Below are 14,921 nucleotides of genomic sequence, written 5' to 3'. Positions count from 1 at the left end.
GAAGGGGTCCCCGGACCCAGGGTGGCGGTCGTCGGCGCCGGCGCCGCCGGGCTTTCGGCGGCGAACACCCTTGCGCGCATGGGCGCGCGCGTCACGGTGATCGATTCGAACGAGGAACCGGGCGGAATGATGCGGTATGGTGTCACCGAATTCCGTTTCCCGCACGAGTCGCTCCTGTCCGACGTCAAGGGCATCTTCGCCCGCGGGATCCACTTCCGCGGAGGGGTCACCTTCGGAACGGATGCGACCTTCGCGTCCCTCGAAGCGGAGGGATTCGACGCCGTTCTCGTCGCCGTCGGGACGTGGGAGGCGTTGCGCCTGCCCGGGGCCGGCGGAGAAGACCAGGGTTTCCACGACGCGCTGACGTTCCTCACGCGCGTCCGGAAAAAGCGGCCCCCCCACCTGCACGGCCGCGTCGTGGTGATCGGCGGCGGGAACGTGGCGATCGACGTCGCCCGAACCGCCCTCCGCATGGGATCCCAGGAGGTCACCATCGCCTGCATCGAGTCGCGCGAGACGATGCCCGCCTTCCCCTGGGAGATCGAGGAGGCGCTCGAGGAAGGGGCGAAACTGCTCCCCGGCACGGCGGTGAAGCGGTTCGTGATGAAGGACGGCCAGGTGACCGGGTTCGAAGCGCTCCGCGTCGAGCGGGTCGATCTCGATCCGAAGGGACGGGTCGTCCCCCGTACGGTGTCGGGCAGCGAATTCGAAGTCGCCGCCGACACGGTGATCATGGCGATCGGCAGCCGGGCGGAGCTCCCGTTCATCCCTCCCACGGCGGTCCGGAAGGCCGTCGACGAAAAGCACCACGTTTTCCGCTTGATTTTTAAGGGGGGGGAATCTAAAATCGCCGCTTATGCCTGCGGGGACTGCGTGCGCGGTCCCGGCACCGTGGTCGAGGCGTCGGCCTCGGGGCGGGTCGCCGCGCTGAATATCTACGGGAACCTGTGCGTCGAAGAGGTCGGGAAGGCGCGGTACAGGGACAACTACCGCAGGCGGTTCGAGCGGCAGGAGCCCGATCGCCCCGAGTGGCGGATACGCCGGCAGGCGGAGCGGCTGCTCCCCGGGAAGCGCCGGGGGACCTTCGAAGAGGTCGAAAAGCGGTTCACCGAAGATTGCGCGCGGCTCGAGTCGGAACGTTGCGCCCGATGCAATCTCTGGCTATAAACCACACGGGGAGGGGGTGAGTTCGAATGAGGAAGTTCGCGACGCTACTGGCAGTCGTCGTGCTGACCGTGTTCTCGGCCGGCGCGATCGTGGCGGCCGACGCTCCGGAAAAGGCCACCATCAAGGATGTCCAGAAGACGAAGGCGGCGGTCACGTTCAACCACAAGGCGCACGGCGAGAAGATCGGCAAGTGCGCGGAGTGCCACCACAAGGACGCGGCGGGCAAGGAGCAGAAGTGCTTCTCCTGCCACAAGGCCGAAAAGGGGAAGGACGCGGTCGCCCTGAAGGACGCCATGCACACCAAGTGCAAGGGGTGCCACCAGAAGGAGAAGAAGGGCCCGACCAAGTGCGACGACTGCCACAAGAAGTAGGCGGTTCGAAGGTCCGGCAATCAAGAGAGGGCGGGGTTTCCCCGCCCTCTTTCCTTATCCGACCGGGCGACGTTTCCGATTGACGGGTCGGCGTCGATTCTGGTATACAGTATACACTCCTCTTAGCCGAAGGTGACCTTGAATGCCCGACGATAAACGCGCCCCGTCCCCGATGGACCGGGTGTGGGATTTTTTCATATCCGTAAAACTCGCCATCATCACCCTGATCGTCCTGGCGGTCACATCGATCTTCGGCACGATCATCGAGCAGAACCAGCCGCCCGAGAAATACCACCAGATCTACGAGGACTGGGCGTTCGCCCTGATGGACCGGATCAACCTGTTCGACATGTACCACGCCTGGTGGTTCCTGCTCCTGCTGGTGCTCTTCACCGTCAACCTCGCCTGTTGCACCATCGACCGTTTCCCGAGGATGTGGAAGGTCGTCCGGAACCCCCGCACGAAGCTCGACGGGAACCTCGAAAAGACCCTTTCCCAGGTGGACCGGTGGAAGAAGAAGGGGACCGTGCCGGATTGGGCCTCGAAGTACGCAGAGGCGCTCTCGTCCGCCTTCGCGAAACCCGTGGCGACCGAGGAAGGCGGGGAGGTCCACCTGTACGCCGAAAGCGGCGTCGCCTCGCGGTTCGGCGTATACGTCACCCACCTGTCGATCATCATCATCTTCATCGGCGCGATCGTGGGGAACGTGCTCGGGTTCAAGGGGTACGTCAATATCCCCGAAGGAGAATCGGTCTCGCAGGTTCCGGTGCGCGGCGGGAGCCGCGTGCAGGAACTCGGCTTCACCGTCCGGTGCAACAGCTTCCGGGTCGAGACGTACCCGAGCGGCCAGCCGAAGGCGTACATTTCCGACCTGACCGTCCTGGAGGGCGGCCGGGAGGTCCTTCGCAAGAAAGATGTCGTGGTGAACGACCCGCTCCAGTACAAGGGGATCTGGTTCTACCAGTCGAGCTACGGACAGGCCGGGGGCGCGACCGCCCAGGTGGCCGTCCGGAAGGCCGACGGCTCCCCGATGGGAACCCTCGCCCTCCCGCCGAACGAGCCGATGCGGATCGAAGGGTACGGCACGGTCCGCGGCGTGAACTACGATCAGAACCTGCAGGGAAACGGGCCCGCGCTCCAGCTGGTGGTCGACAGGCCGGGGAAGCCTTCGGCGGAGTTCTGGGTGTACCAGTCCCGCCCCGACCTCGACCGGCAGCGGAACGATTCGCTCGTGTTCTCCTTCTCCGGCCTGAACGTCCGGCAATTCACCGGCCTGCAGGTGGCCAAGGACCCCGGCGTCAACGTCGTGTGGCTCGGCTGCGCGCTGATGGTCGTCGGGATCATCATGGCGTTCTTCCTTTCCCACCAGCGCGTGTGGGTCCGGCTATCGAAGTCGCAGGACGGGCGCGTGGAAGTCGTCCTCGCGGGGGCCGCCAGCCGGAACCGGCTTGCCTTCGAAAAGAGATTTGAGAAAATACAGACCGGCGTGAAGGCGGCGGAGCTGTGATCGCCGCTCCGGAGAAAGCCGCAGGAGCCCCGTCCCGATGAGCAACGTCATCCTGTTCAACCTGACCACCGTCCTGTTCGGCGTGGCGTCGGCCCTGTACATCGGAGCCCTCTACGCGAACAACGAGAAGATCTCCGCGTTCGGCACCTGGGTCTGCGTCCTTGCCGCCGTCGTGTCCACCGCCGCCCTCGGGGTCCGCTGGTACGAGTCGTACCAGATGGGGATCGGCCGCATCCCGGTCACCAACCTGTACGAGTCGCTGGTCTTCTTCGCCTGGTCGATCAACCTGTTCTACCTGGTCGTCGAGAGGAAGTACGGCAGCCGCACGTTCGGCGCCTTCGTGATGCCGATCGCCTTCGCCACGATGCTGTTCGCCATCAAGAACGACAGCAGCATCCAGCCGCTGGTCCCCGCGCTGCAGTCGTACTGGCTGCACGCGCACGTCATCACCTGCTTCGTCGGGTACGCCGCGTTCGCCGTGTCCGCCGGCGCCGCCCTCATGTACCTCCTGAAGGCGAAACAGGAGGAGGCGAAGGTGTCGGCGGGGGTGATCGGCCTTCTTCCCGCGTGCAAGACGCTCGACGACCTCGTGTACCGGTCGATCATCTGGGGTTTCCCGTTCCTCACCGCGGGGATCATCACCGGAGCGGCGTGGGCCAACTACGCCTGGGGGACGTACTGGTCGTGGGATCCGAAGGAGACGTGGTCCCTCATCGTGTGGCTGGTGTACGCCGCCTTCCTCCATGCCCGGATCACCCGCGGGTGGTACGGGAAGCGCGCGGCCATCCTGTCGATCGCGGGATTCCTCGCGACCGTCATGTGCTACCTGGGCGTCAACCTGGTTCTTTCCGGCCTCCATTCGTACGGCGGGGGCTGATGCGGTTTTTTCCCGGAGCGACATAGACCAAATCCTCGAACGGCAGGGAGGGGGCGGCATGCGAAAGTTCTGGACGGTGCTCGGCACGACGTTGTTCGCGTTGTCCGTGATGTTCGTCGGGGTCGCGCTTGCCGAGGACACCTGCGTATCGGCCAAGTGCCACGCGCAGATGGGAAAGGCGAAATACATCCACGGTCCCGTGGGGGTCGGCCAGTGCACGGTCTGCCACGCCGAATCGAAGAAGGGGCACCCCACGTCGAAGGGGCCCGACTTCAAGCTGGTGGCCACGGGCAAGGCGCTCTGCGAGAAGTGCCACCAGCCGGTGGACAAGAACGAGTTCAAGCACACCCCCGTGAAGAAGGGGGAGTGCACCGGCTGCCACAACCCTCACCAGTCCGACGCGCCAAAGCAGCTGAAGAAGGTCAAGACTTCGGAGCTCTGCTACAGCTGCCACAAGAACACCCAGATGGTGCGGAAGTTCCAGCACGGGCCGGTCGCATCCGGCGACTGCAACGTGTGCCACAATCCGCACTCCTCCCCGAACAAGTTCCAGCTCGAGGCGAAGGGGAACGACGTATGCTTCCTGTGCCACGAGGACCGGAAAGCCGAGTTCACCCGGAAGTACCCGCACAAGCCGGCCCAGGAGTCGTGCCTCAAGTGCCACGACGCGCACAACTCCGACCATCCGTTCATGCAGTCGATGGAAGGTTCGGCCCTGTGCCTGTCGTGCCACAAGAAGGTCGACGATCACCTCAAGGCCTCCACCGTCCGCCACCAGGCGCTCGACAAGGGGCCGTGCACCACGTGCCACACGCCGCACTCCTCCGACTACCCGCGGCAGCTCAAGACCCACACCAAGGACATCTGCTACACCTGCCACAAGGACATGGGGGCGCAGGTGCGGGCGGCGAAGAACCTCCACGGGCCGGTCCAGCAGAACGACTGCTACGCCTGCCACGACCCGCACGGCAGCGCGAACCCGCTGGTCCTCAAGAAATATTTCCCGAAGGAGTTCTACAAGCCGTACGCCACCGAGTCGTACGCGATGTGCTTCGACTGCCACAACAAGGACATCGCGCTCGACAAGATCACGACGAAGCTCACGAATTTCCGCAACGGCGACACGAACATGCACTTCCTCCACGTGAACAAGGAGAAGGGGCGGTCGTGCAAGGCGTGCCACGAGGTCCACGCGGGGAGCCAGGACAAGCACATCCGGAAAGAGGTCCCCTTCGGCGGGAGCTGGAAGCTGCCGGTCAACTTCACGAGAACGCAGAACGGCGGTTCGTGCGTCGTGGGGTGCCACAAGCCGAAGGCGTACGACCGGGTGAGCCCGGTGAAGTATGAGTAGGGGGCGGGCGATGGCTCGACACACATACCGTTGGTCCGTCGTCCTTTTTTCCGCGTTGGTGGCGCTGTTCTTCTCGACGGTGCCGGGCACCGGCTCCGCGTTCCGGAACATGAAGGAGGGGAGCCCGGCGCTCCCCTTCACCCTGAAGGATTTCGAGGGGAAGGACGTCGCGTTCAAGCCGGATTCGGGGAAGATCACGATCCTGTCGTTCGTCAAGCTCTCCCAGGAGCGGTCGAAGGACCAGTTGAAGGACCTGGTCGCCCTCCACAAGGAGCTTTCGCCGAAGGGGATCGAATTTCTCGTGGTCGCCTCCTACACGGACACCGCGGAGGAGGCGAAAAAGGCGATCGCGGAGTTCGGGATTCCCTTCCCGATCGCACAGGACAAGGACCAGAAGGTGTACGGCGACTACGGGCTTTTCATCCTCCCCGCCAGCGGTATCATCGGGAAGGACGGGAAGTTCGTCTTCGAGCACAGCAACCACGGCCGCGACTTCAAGGACGTGGTGGGGGGCAAGGCGAAGGTCGTCGCCGGGCTGATGACGGAGGAAGAGTACCGGAAGGGCATCACCCCGGTGGAGTCGGCGAAGAAGAGCAAGGAGGAGAGCGAGTCGGAGCGGCTGATCTCGCTGGGGCGGACGCTCCTCAAGCGCGGGATGCCGGACAAGGCGGCGGAGCGTTTCGGCAAGGCGGTGGAGATCGATCCGAAGAACCCTGCCGCCCGCATCGCCTTCGGGGAATCGCTCGTTGCGTCCAAGAAGTACGACGACGCGCTCGTCCAGTTCACGAAGGCCAGGGAGCTGGCGCCGAACAGCAAGGAGGCCCAGCTGGGAATCGGCACCGTTCACCTGGAGAAGGGGGAGGCCGACAAGGCGATCCGGGAGATCTCCGACGCCGCGATGCTGAACCCGAAGCCCGAGAAGGCGTACTTCTGGCTGGGCGTCGCGTACGAGAAGAAGGGAGACCTTCCCAACGCGGTCAAATATTACCGGAAGGCGGTCGAGAAGTTCATCAAGGAGTAGTCCGGAGGATCGCCATGGCACGATCGGGTTTCCGGGCCGTCCGGGTTGCATGGTTGCCGGTGTTCTTCGCGGCGGGGTGGCTGCTCAACCCCGCCTTTTCCGTGTCCGCGGGAAATGTCGCCGCCCCGGTCCTCGACAAGCCGGGGTACGTCTACCATCCTGACGTGAAGAAGTGCGCGGGGTGCCACCCGGAAGAGCGGAAGGGGTACCGCGTCGCCCGTCCCGTGGACACCATGTGCTACCGGTGCCACGTCCGGAAGGACACGAAGAAGTTCGTGCACGGCCCTCTTGGAAGCGGGGATTGCATCTCCTGCCACGACCCGCACGGCTCCCCGAACCGTTTCCAGGCGGTGGCCGCCCCGGAGGTTTTGTGCAGGATGTGCCACGACCAGAAAAGCTCCGAGAAGCATCTGAAGCAGGCTAGGGCCACGGGGTGCGTGTCGTGCCACGACCCGCACTCCGCCGACAAAAGCTTCCTTCGGAAATAACGGAAGGATGCGGGAGGCTTGTCCCCCGCGATCGGAAACGATGAAACGTCCGGGAAGCACAGGAAAGATCTTCGCGGCGGCCCTGGTGTTCGCCGCCGGCCTCTACGCCGCCCCGAAGGCGGCCGCGGCGTTCAAGAACGTGCAGGCGGGGGCCGAAGCCCCGCCGTTCAAGCTGGCGGATCTCGCCGGCAAGCAGGTCTCCCTCGAGTCGTTCAAGGGGGACAACGCGGTGCTGGTCGTCTTCTGGGCGACCTGGAGCAGCCGGTCGCTCGCGGAGCTGGCCGATGTCCAGAAACTCGTCGATACGCTCGGTCCGAAAGGATTGAAGGCGATCGCGGTCAACGTCGAGCACGAGCACACGGCGGACGAGGATATGAGAACCATCCGGGAGAAGGCCGCCTCCCTCAAGCTGACCTACCCCGTCGTTCTCGACCCGGGGCTGGAGACGTTCCGCAACTACGGCGTCGTGGCGGTCCCCTCCACGGCGATCCTCGGAGCCGGGAACGTCCTTCGCGAGGCATACAACGGATACCCGACGTACGTCTTTCTCGAAATGAAGGGGCTTGCGGAATCGCTCCTCGGGATGAAGCCGAAGGAGGAAGCCGCCATCGCGAAGGCCGATGCCGGGTACAAGCCCAAACGGCAGGCGCTGCTCAACTACAACCTCGGGCGCCGGCTGTACGCTTTCGGGATGCTCGACAAATCGGAGCCGAAGCTGAAAATGGCCGCGGCGGCGGACCCGAAGTGGGCCGCCCCCAACATCCTGCTGGGAGACGCGTACCTGTCCCTGGCGAAGAAGGACAAGTCGAGGCTGGAGGAGGCGAAGAAAGCGTTCGAGGCGGCGATCGCGTCCGAGGGGGAAAACGTGATGGCACGGACCGGACTCGCGCGCGTATACTGGGCGATGGGCGATGCGGGAAGCGCCGAGCGCGAGGCGGACGAGGCGCTGAAGAAAGGGGCCGCGTACCCGCCGGCCCTGCTCCTCAAGGCCGCCGTCATGGCCCGCAAGGGAGACGTCGCCGGAGCTTCGGTGCGGATCCGCGAGGCGATCGACCTGAACCCGATGGACGCGCAGACGCGGGCGCTCGCGGGACGGGCGTACGAGGAGGCGAAGGAGCTCGGGAAGGCCGCCGCGATGTACCGGAAGGCCTGGGAGCTCGGCGGGGAGCGGTAATCCCGGGGGGAGGCAGGGGATGAAAGGGCGTCCGATCGCCTTCATCGTGACGGTCGCAGGCGCAGCGGCGATCCTGGGGTACGGCATCTTCCGGGAGGAGATCGGCGAGGTGCTGTTCAACGCCGCGATGCTTTGACTGTCGTGCATAGGGGTCGGGTGACCCCTTGAGGTACCTGAAGCGCCGGATCTTCCAGGGGATGGGAAGCATCCTCCCCAACTCGTACGTCCAGGGGTTCCTCTCCGCGGTCCTGTACCAGGGTTCCCTGAAAAGCGTCTGTTCTCCCCTGCTGAACTGCTACGCCTGCCCTTCGGCGCTGTTTTCCTGCCCCATCGGCACGCTGCAGCACTTCATGGTCACCGGGAACATCCCGTTCTACGGAGCGGGGACGCTGGCCGCCGTCGGAGCGTCCGTGGGACGGATGACGTGCGGGACCCTCTGCCCGTTCGGATTCCTCCAGGACCTGCTGTACAAATTCCGGGCATGGAAGGTGTCCATCCCGGTCTGGACGCGGTATATCCGGTACGCCGTCCTTCTCGGGCTGGTGTTCATCATCCCGTACCTCACCCACGAGAACTGGTTCTCGAAGCTGTGCCCGATGGGAACGCTGATCGGGGGCCTCCCGTGGGTGACGCTCAACCTGAACGTCCGGTCGATGATCCGGGCGCTGTTCTGGGTCAAGATCGGGATCCTGCTCTTCTTCATCACCACTTCGACGATGGTCAAGCGGCCGTTCTGCCGCGCCATCTGCCCCCTGGGGGCGATCTTCTCCGTCTTCAACAAGTCGAGCTTCCTGCAGCTCGCCTGGAACCCGGACACGTGCACGAAGTGCGGGAAGTGCCGGAAGATCTGCCCGGTGGACATCCGCCCCGACCGGAACGCCACCAACCCCGACTGCCTCCGGTGCCTCGACTGCACCCGGTGCCCCAGCCTGAAACTCACCACGGTGTTCCACAAGGAACCGTTCGGGTCCCCCGAAGGCCGGGGGATGGGCGAACTCTCCGGAGCTCCGACGCGTTGAACCGCCTTTTCCCGCGGCTGGCGATCCTGGCCGCCCTCCTCGCGCCGATTCCGTCCGGCGCCGGGCAGGGGGGCGCCGGGATCCTTTTCCCGCCGGACCTGACGCTCGCCACGGAGCCGAAGATCCGGGTTTACGCGTTTCGGGCGGAGAAAGGGGGGCCGGACAACGTTTCCGTCAACGGGATTCCCGCCGCGCCGCTCGATGGAGACACGTTCCTGAAAGGGGAGATCCCGCTGTACCCGGGGTTGAACACGGTGCGGGTGGGCGGATCGGCCGTTCGCGTCTTCGCGCTGCCCGGGGCGAAGATGGAGGACTTCCGGACCGCTACCGGAGGCGGCGAAGAATTGGTGTACCGGGCGTTCCGCATGCACGCCGCGCTCGACGAAGGATGCGAGACGTGCCATTCCGTCGAAGGGGGAACGCTCAAGGCCAAGGAGCAGAAAGAGGCGTGCTACTCCTGCCACAACGACTTCTCCAAGGGCGAGGGAGGGAAGAAGGTCTACCTCCACGCGCCGGTCGCGGCGGGTGAGTGCACCGGTTGCCACGACCCCCACTTTTCCGCGCGTCCGAAGCTCCAGAAGCTGGAGAAAGGGTGCCTCGAGTGCCACGACCCGTTCCCGGCGGGAAAGTCGGTCCACGAGCCCGTCGCGGACGGGGAGTGCGTGTCGTGTCACAGCCCCCACGCGGGCCCCGCGCCGAAGCAGCTCGTCCGTCCGGGCAACTCCCTGTGCCTCGGATGCCACGAGGAGCCGCACTCCCGCCACCGGTCGGCGGCCGTCCGGGGGACCATGACCGTGGTGCCGGACGAATTCCCCAGGGAGAAAGGGGAGCTGTCCTGTGCGGGTTGCCACGCGCCTCACCGCTCGGACGAGGCGAACCTGTTCCGGATGAACCAGCAGAAACTATGCGCCGTCTGCCACCGGATCTAGCGCCCCCTTCGCCGACGTGAATATCCTCCGGTTCATGCCCCGCTCCCTGTTCTTCCGCCTCTCCCTCGCGGTCAGTCTCGTCATGGTGGTCGTCTTCGGCGCCTCGTCCTACATCACCTTCCGGATCCAGTCCGAGCAGTCGCTCTCGGCCACGAAGACCCAGGCCATCCTTCTCACCCGGGCGCTGAAGAACACCATCAAGATCGGGATGGAGTCCGGCCACACCGAATCCCTCGCGTCCATCTTCCAGACCGTGGGGGCGCTGCCCGGCGTGGAGAAGCTCCGGGTCTTCAACGAGGAGGGGAAGATCCGGTATTCGATGAAGCCTTCGGAGGTGGGGCACCTGACCGACGAGCTCGACTACACCGTGTACCGGAGCCCGGAGCGGAGCACCCCGTTCCAGAGCCAGGACACCGGCCACCGGTCGTTCTGCATGGTGGAACCGATCGAGAACGAGGCGAAGTGCCAGCGTTGCCACCCGAGGGAGAACGAGGTGCTCGGCGTGCTCGACGTCTGCCTCTCGATGGAGGACACCGAGAAGAGCATCGAGTACAACCGGTTCCTTCTCCTGTCGTTCACCTGGCTCGCCGTGATCCTGACCACCGCGCTCATCAGCGTGATCCTCAAGCGTTTCGTGACCGCGCCGGTGGAGCGGCTGGTCAGGACGATGGAGTCGGTGGAGGCGGGGAAGCTGGACGTCCGGGTCGACATCCGGAGCGGAGACGAACTGGGGCGGCTGGGCGGGAGCTTCAACGAGATGGTGCGGAAGCTTTCCGAAACGCGGGCGGAGCTCGAGAAGTTCCATCACCGGCAACTCGCCCGGGCCGACCGCCTGGCGTCGCTGGGAGAAATGGCGGCGGGAATCGCCCACGAGATCAAGAACCCGCTGGCCGGGATCTACGGCGCGGCCCAGGTCCTCGTCAACGAGTTCCCGGAAGGGGACCCCAAGCGGGAGATCGTCGGGGAGATGATGACCCTCATCAAGCGGCTGGACGTCACGATCAAGGACCTTCTGAACTTCGCGCGGTACACGGAGCCGCAATTCTCGGAGGCGAACGTCAACGAGGTGATCGACAAGGTGCTCTTCCTGGTCCAGCAGATCCCGGAAGGGAAGCGCGCCCGGATCGTGCGGGATTTCGACGCGGAGATGCCGGCGATCGAGATGGACTCCGAGCAGATGAAGCAGGTGTTCCTCAACCTCGCCCTCAACGCCTTGCAGGCGAAGCCCGACGGCGTGACGCTCACGGTATGCACCCGGGGAACGCCTCCCGCGGACCTCCCGGAGGCGAAGGACCGGTCCGGGTACGTGATGGTTTCCGTTTCCGACGACGGGCCGGGGATCCCCGCGGACCGGATCGGGAAGGTGTTCCAGCCGTTCTTCACGACCAAGGAATCGGGCACCGGCCTCGGGCTTTCCATGACCCGGAAGATCCTCGACCTGCACGACGGGTGGATCACGGCCGAGAGCGGGGCCGGGGGAGGCGCGACCTTCACGGTCTTTCTTCCGAAGGTAAGGCCTTGACGCAGGTATAATTTCCCAATGGCCCGGTCCCGGATCCTGGTGGTGGACGACGAGCGGATGATCCGCTGGTCGATCCAGCAGGCGCTCGTGAAAGACGGCTTCGCCGTTTCCACCGTGGAGACGGGCGAGGAGGCCGTCGCCCAGGCGGCCGACGAACCGCCCGACCTGGTGCTGCTCGACATCACCCTGCCGGGGATGGACGGCATCGAGGTGCTGCGGCGGCTGAAGAGCCAGGACCCGGCGATCACGGTGGTCATGCTCACCGCCATCGAGGAGCTGAAGGTGGTGGTCGAGGCGATGCGCCTCGGCGCGTACGACTACGTCAGCAAGCCGTTCGACCTCGACCGCCTCCGCGTGATCGTCCAGAACGCGCTCGACCGGCGCGAACTGCGGCAGGAAGTCGAGTTCCACCGGAAGGAGTCGGTCCGCAGGTACGGTTTCCACCGGATCGTGGGTTCCAGTCCCGGACTCCGGGATGTGGTCGGGATCGCGCGCAAGGTTGCGAAGTCGGAGGCCGCCACGGTCCTCCTGCAGGGGGAGAGCGGCACCGGAAAGGACCTCATCGCCCAGGCGATCCATTACGAAAGCAGCCGTTCCAACCGCCCGTTCATCCCCATCAACTGCACCGCCCTCCCCGAGGATCTGCTCGAGTCGGAGCTCATGGGGCACGAGAAAGGCGCCTTCACCGACGCGAAGGCGGCCAAGAAAGGGCTCTTCGAGGTAGCCGACGGCGGAACGATCTTCCTGGACGAGATCGGGGACATGAAGCACGGGCTGCAGGCCAAGCTTCTTCGATTCATCGAGAACAAGGCGTTCCGCCGGGTCGGCGGGCACCGGGACATCGAGGTGGACGTCAGGATCATCGCGGCGACGAACCGGGATCTGGCGGAACTCGTACGGACGGGGCGGTTCCGCGAGGACCTGTTCTTCCGCCTCAACGTCATCCCGATCCACATCCCCCCCTTGCGGGAGCGCAGGGAGGACATCCTCCCCCTGGCCGACCATTTCCTCTCCGAGTTTTCGAAGGAGTTCAAGCGCCCGCTGGACGGGTTTTCCGATGACGCGAAGCGCCGGATGGGCGCTTACGGCTGGCCTGGAAACGTCCGCGAGCTGCGAAACATCGTCGAGCGCGCGCTCATCCTCGGCACGGAAAACGTCGTGGAACTTCTCGATCTCCCGATGCCGATGGAATCCTCAATGGACGGCAGCGACTCCGGGGCGCGGGAGTTCCCCCGGAGGGACTCTTCCGGTGAGCCGGGGTCCCCCGTTCCTTCTCCGGAGAGACACGGTTTCAGCCTTCCGGAGGGAGGGGTGATCCTGGAAGAGGTCGAGCGGGACTTCCTGCGACAGGCCCTGGAGGCGACCCAGGGGAACCAGACCCGGGCGGCGGAGATCCTCGGGCTGTCCAGGGACGCACTCCGATACCGGATGAAGAAATTCGGGATCGTGTGAATCCACCCGAAGGGGAATCGGGCAACTGTTCACGGAACGACGCACACTCCCGATCACCATCCTGCTGATCTTCCTGTCCCTTTCCGTTTACCGGGCTGTCGGAAGCCACTCGTTCATCACGCTGGATGACGATGCGTACGTCACGAAAAATCCGATGGTGCTCCAGGGTTGGACTCGGGACACGGTCCGCTGGGCGTTCGTGACGTTCCACGAGGCGAACTGGCATCCGATCACGTGGTTGTCCCACCTCGCGGATGTGGAGCTGTTCGGATTGGACGCGGGGTGGCACCACCGGATCAACCTCATCCTCCACATTGCGAACACGGTGGCGCTGTTTCTTGTCCTTCGCGGGATGACGGCCGCTCCCTGGCGGAGCGGGTTCGTCGCGGCGCTGTTCGCCGTGCACCCGCTCCACGTGGAATCCGTCGCCTGGATCGCGGAGCGGAAGGATCTCCTTTGCGCCTTATTCTGGCTCCTGGCGGTCGGGTCCTACCGGCGATACGCCGTTCGCGGGGGGATTCCGAATTACCTCGCAGTAACGGCCTTCTTCCTGCTGGGGTTGATGTCGAAACCCATGGTCGTCACGTTGCCGTTCGTATTCCTGCTCCTGGACTACTGGCCGCTCCGCCGGCTGGGATTATTTTTCGACGGGGACGGCGGTATCGGATCCCCGGGAGAGGCTGTGCCGGTCCGGAAACTCCTGATCGAGAAGTCTCCCTGGTTCCTGATGTCCCTGGCCTCGTGCGTGGTAACGTTCATCGCCCAGCGGCAAGGCGGTGCGGTGAGTTCCCTGGTCGAGATCCCCCTCGGCATCCGGCTCGAAAATTCCGTCGTTTCCTACGCCGGATATCTCGGCAAATTCTTCTGGCCCGCCCATCTAGCGGTCTTCTATCCCCATCCGGTGGAACTGCCCGCCGGATTGCCGTGGTGGAAGTTCGCCGCCGCCGCCGCCGTGCTTGCAGGGGTGACCCTGGCCGCCTGGCGATGGCGTCGCAGCCGGCCGTACTTCACCGCGGGCTGGTTGTTTTATCTCGGCACCCTCGTCCCGGTGATCGGATGGGTACAGGTCGGCATGCAGGCCATGGCGGACCGGTACATGTATCTTCCCATGGTCGGTGTGGCCGTGATGTCGGTCTGGGGCATCCATGACATCGCCCGGAACGTCCCGTTCCGGCGTTGGCTGTTGGGATTCGGCGGAGGCCTTCTAATCCTCCTTCTCTCCTTCGCGGCATGGCTGCAGGTTTCCCATTGGAAGGACAGCGAGTCACTCTTTCGGCACACCTTGCGCGTCGAACCGGAGAACCCGACGGCGTTATTCAACCTCGGAGACACGTTGCTGGCCGGAGGGAAGGTCGACGAGGCCATCCGCGCCTTCGAGGACGGTTTCCGATACCGGCCGGAGGAGACGGACATACGTACCGGACTTGGGAGAACGCTCGGAGAGAAAGGGCGCTACGCGGAAGCCGCGGCGCAATTCCGCGAGATTCTGAAACGGCGGCCCGACGACCACCTGGCCCTGACGAACCTCGGTGTCACGCTGGATCGGATGGGAAGGAGCGGGGAGGCGCTGGAGTGCCTGCGGATGGCGGTGGAGCGAAAGCCGGATTTCGTGGACGCGCACACGAACCTCGGAGGGGTGTTGCTCAGGATGGGAAGGCGGGAAGAGGCCATGAGCCATCTACGGATCGCCTTGCGGTTGCGGCCGGACGACCCCGCCGGAAACCGGTTGATGCGGGCGGCGATGGGGGGTACGGGGAGGTAGCGGGAGTTCCCGCCGTTCAACGGGCGGGGATTTCCGCCGCGCGCCGCTCCGCCCCATTCGCCGCGAGCTTTTTCCCGGAGGATTTCAGGAAGGGATAATCGCGGACCCCGGTCCGCGCAAGGACGAACTGGACGGACGTCCGCAGGACGCCGACGCCGTACGTGACGCTGCGGAGGAAATTGATCGACGACGACTCTTCGATGTAACGGGTCGGGCAGGAGATCTCCCCGATACGGAACCCGAATGCGATCGACTGGACCAGCATCTGGTTGTCGAACAGG

Annotated in this window: 13 protein-coding genes and 1 pseudogene; 13 read left to right on the top strand and 1 reads right to left on the bottom strand. The window is 64.9% G+C overall.

Going from position 1 to position 14,921, the window contains the following annotated elements:
• From HZB86_09295 to HZB86_09235, 13 genes are all read left to right on the top strand, one after another.
• The coding region (locus HZB86_09295) for an FAD-dependent oxidoreductase (protein MBI5905726.1) at window positions 1-1,167 on the top strand (1,167 nt) is incomplete at its 5' end.
• Window positions 1,168-1,193: 26 nt separating this feature from the next.
• A complete protein-coding gene (locus HZB86_09290; protein MBI5905725.1) occupies window positions 1,194-1,538 on the top strand; it encodes a cytochrome c3 family protein in 345 nt (114 codons plus the stop codon).
• 142 nt (window positions 1,539-1,680) lie between these two features.
• Entirely contained in the window at window positions 1,681-3,045 is a 1,365-nt protein-coding gene (locus HZB86_09285; GenBank protein ID MBI5905724.1) for a cytochrome c biogenesis protein ResB, read from the top strand.
• 37 nt (window positions 3,046-3,082) lie between these two features.
• Window positions 3,083-3,922: a c-type cytochrome biogenesis protein CcsB gene (ccsB, locus tag HZB86_09280; protein MBI5905723.1), complete on the top strand. Its 840-nt coding sequence runs from the start codon at window positions 3,083-3,085 to the stop codon at window positions 3,920-3,922.
• 58 nt (window positions 3,923-3,980) lie between these two features.
• A complete protein-coding gene (locus HZB86_09275) occupies window positions 3,981-5,273 on the top strand; it encodes a cytochrome C (protein MBI5905722.1) in 1,293 nt (430 codons plus the stop codon).
• Between the two features lie 10 nt (window positions 5,274-5,283).
• Complete coding sequence (locus tag HZB86_09270; GenBank protein ID MBI5905721.1) at window positions 5,284-6,294, top strand: tetratricopeptide repeat protein; 1,011 nt, start codon at window positions 5,284-5,286, stop codon at window positions 6,292-6,294.
• Window positions 6,295-6,308: 14 nt separating this feature from the next.
• Window positions 6,309-6,782, top strand: a complete 474-nt coding sequence (locus HZB86_09265; GenBank protein MBI5905720.1) for a hypothetical protein — start codon at window positions 6,309-6,311, stop codon at window positions 6,780-6,782.
• A 40-nt stretch (window positions 6,783-6,822) separates the two neighbouring features.
• Window positions 6,823-7,956 carry a redoxin domain-containing protein gene (locus tag HZB86_09260; GenBank protein ID MBI5905719.1) on the top strand — a complete coding sequence of 378 codons (1,134 nt, stop codon included), beginning with the start codon at window positions 6,823-6,825 and terminating at the stop codon, window positions 7,954-7,956.
• Between the two features lie 164 nt (window positions 7,957-8,120).
• On the top strand, window positions 8,121-8,975 hold the full coding sequence (locus HZB86_09255) for a 4Fe-4S binding protein (GenBank protein MBI5905718.1): 855 nt from the start codon (window positions 8,121-8,123) through the stop codon (window positions 8,973-8,975).
• Window positions 8,972-9,904 carry a cytochrome c3 family protein gene (locus HZB86_09250; GenBank protein MBI5905717.1) on the top strand — a complete coding sequence of 311 codons (933 nt, stop codon included), beginning with the start codon at window positions 8,972-8,974 and terminating at the stop codon, window positions 9,902-9,904. The genes HZB86_09255 and HZB86_09250 overlap by 4 nt, the downstream gene beginning before the upstream one ends.
• A gap of 16 nt (window positions 9,905-9,920) precedes the next feature.
• Window positions 9,921-11,426 (top strand): HAMP domain-containing protein, encoded by a 1,506-nt coding sequence (locus HZB86_09245; protein MBI5905716.1) that lies wholly within the window; start codon window positions 9,921-9,923, stop codon window positions 11,424-11,426.
• An 18-nt stretch (window positions 11,427-11,444) separates the two neighbouring features.
• Window positions 11,445-12,878, top strand: coding sequence for a sigma-54-dependent Fis family transcriptional regulator (locus tag HZB86_09240; protein MBI5905715.1), 1,434 nt, complete (start codon window positions 11,445-11,447; stop codon window positions 12,876-12,878).
• A gap of 154 nt (window positions 12,879-13,032) precedes the next feature.
• Window positions 13,033-14,640: a tetratricopeptide repeat protein gene (locus HZB86_09235; GenBank protein MBI5905714.1), complete on the top strand. Its 1,608-nt coding sequence runs from the start codon at window positions 13,033-13,035 to the stop codon at window positions 14,638-14,640.
• Between the two features lie 124 nt (window positions 14,641-14,764).
• On the opposite strand, the pseudogene HZB86_09230 reads toward HZB86_09235, so the two are convergent.
• Window positions 14,765-14,921: pseudogene (locus HZB86_09230) on the bottom strand (glycosyltransferase family 2 protein).

The sequence above is a fragment of the Deltaproteobacteria bacterium genome (assembly GCA_016234845.1).
GTDB lineage: Bacteria > Desulfobacterota > Deferrimicrobia > Deferrimicrobiales > Deferrimicrobiaceae > JACRNP01.
Note: the sequence above shows the minus strand (reverse complement) of the source record. Positions and strands in the feature narration are given on the sequence as shown.